The sequence below is a fragment of the Nocardioides sp. NPDC058538 genome (assembly GCF_042719275.1).
In the GTDB taxonomy this organism is placed as follows: domain Bacteria; phylum Actinomycetota; class Actinomycetes; order Propionibacteriales; family Nocardioidaceae; genus Nocardioides.
Genome location: NZ_JBHXNY010000070.1, coordinates 1 through 2,114 on the forward strand (window position 1 = coordinate 1; position 2,114 = coordinate 2,114).

The 2,114-nt window shown below is 67.6% G+C and carries 1 protein-coding gene and 2 pseudogenes; all 3 read left to right on the forward strand.

Features of this window, described 5'->3' with window-relative positions; all coding sequences use genetic code 11:
- Positions 1-1,263 (forward strand): annotated as a pseudogene (locus ACFWQC_RS28100) (hypothetical protein); the annotation flags it as partial.
- A 57-nt stretch (positions 1,264-1,320) separates the two neighbouring features.
- Positions 1,321-1,656, forward strand: coding sequence for a hypothetical protein (locus tag ACFWQC_RS28105; RefSeq protein ID WP_378686068.1), 336 nt, complete (start codon positions 1,321-1,323; stop codon positions 1,654-1,656).
- A gap of 136 nt (positions 1,657-1,792) precedes the next feature.
- Positions 1,793-2,114 (forward strand): annotated as a pseudogene (locus tag ACFWQC_RS28110) (hypothetical protein); the annotation flags it as partial.

Here is a 2,114-nt window from a genome sequence, read left to right on the forward strand (position 1 = left end):
CTGGTCCTCGGTCTCGGCCGCGCGAAGTCGGTCATCACGATCGACCTGGACGACGACGCCCCGCACATCATGCAGAGCGTCGGCTCGGGTGGCGGTAAGTCGGTGCAGATTGCGCTGATGGCCGCTCAGGTCCTGGCGCACGACGGCCGGGTGCTGATCCTCGACCCCAAGGGCACCTCGCACCGCTGGGCGATCAAGCACCCCAACGTCCTCTACTGCCGCTCGATGCTCGAGATCCACGAGGGCCTGATGGGCCTGGGCGCGGAGATGGCCCGCCGCCAGGACGCGGCCCGCGAGGACGAGCACGCGATCGACGGGTGCCCGCGGGTGCTGGTCGTGGTCGAGGAGCGCAACGCGCTCATGGAGCAGCTCCAGCCGTGGTGGGACGAGTACCGCGAGGACTGGAAGATCAACTACATCGCCGAGACCGGCGAGAAGCCGGCCAAGGATCTGCCGAAGAAGTGCCCGAGCATCTCGGTGCTGCGCACGGTCTCCTACATGGGCCGCGAGCCGCGCCTCCACCTGCTCTCGGCGGCTCAGCAGGCCACGGCCAACACGATGGGCGGCGGCGCCTCCCGTGAGTCGTACGCGGCCCGCCTGATGGGTCGCAACACCACCCCGCAGACCTGGAACTTCCTCGCGCCGAACCTCACGCCTCGAGCGACCGACCGCAAGGGCCGGTTCTTCCTGGCGATGCACGGCCTGACCGTCGTCGAGTTCCAGGGCGCGGTTCTCAGCCCCAAGGAGCTGAAGAAGCTGGCGCTGAAGTGCTTCGCCGATGAGGCCGCGCAGACCGGCGCGGAGCTGCGTCCGGCGGAGCTGTTCTACCGCGAGCCGGGCATCACCGTGGGCGAGGTAATCGCGCCCTCTACGCCGGTTCCCGCGGTGGTTCCGGGCGTGGTTGTCTCGGAGGTGTCCTCTGTCCCCGTAGCGTCCACGTCGGTCTCTGACCAGGGAAAACAGGTTGAGACAGTCCCCGCGGTGTCCCCGGTTTCACGTCAAAACACCATGGCGTCAAAGGGCGAAAACGTCATTCCGTTCGAGCGTCCCGTATCGCTGAGCGACGCGGTCAATCAGGGCATCGTCACCATCGGCCTGAGCGCCATCCAGAAGGCAGCTCAGCGCCCCGGTTTCCCGCCCGTCGCGGAGAAGCGCGGCCGCACCCACTTCTACAAGCCGTCCGCGCTCCGTGACTGGGAGCAGCGACGCCCGATCGCGCGCCCGAAGCAGGCCGCGCCGGCGTCTCAGGAGGGTTCCGCGTGAGCGTTCTACGGCGTGTCACCGCGACATCTGCACCGGTAGACCCCTACGTTTTCGTGCATGACGACGCAGAAAAGGCAGGGGGAGCCCTGGTCACTGACCGCGATCGCGAATGCGTCGGGTCGGTCACTGTCGGGCGTGCGTGTGTTGGCGATGCGGCTGCTGCCGGCGGAGCTCCTGGAGGAGCGCGCCGGCCGTGGCGGGGCCTTGCAGTTGCCGGAGTCTGTGGCGCTGGCGCTGGTTCCGATTTTGAAGGTTGGCGCGCTGACACCGCAGTTGATCGACGCGTTGAAGGAGGACCCCGCCATGGCGAAGGCCGCGGCGGACGGGCTGGCAGAGCTGGCGGAACTGGCGGCGATGTTCGCCATGTCAGCCGATGGCGAGGCGGCGGCCTAGATGAGCTGACAAATGAAGTGACCCCCGTCGCCGTTGGAAGCGGCTACGGGGGTCAAGAAACCAGGGTGCTTGCCGGCGGCCTGGGTGTTTGCGTCACGAAGACAACGAAATGAGAGTAGCAGTGACATCTGCTCCAATGACAGATCCCGTCTCGGACGGGTCGTCCTACCGCCGCGTGATTGACGCCCTCATCGAGGCCGGCGCGATGGTCGGTCAGCCGGGCCGTACGCAGACCTATTGCCTGTGCCCCGCGCACGACGACCACGACCCGAGCTTGTCGGTGACGTGGCGCGATGACGGCCCCAAGGGCGGCCGCGTGATGCTGTCGTGTCAGCTCTCGTCGCCGTGTCAGCGTGAGGACATCGTGGCGGCGATCGGGCTGAGGATGTCGGACCTTTTTGACACCCCTCCCTTCCGCGGGCGTGGTGTGGCGAAGCCGATGGCGAAGCCGGTGGCGC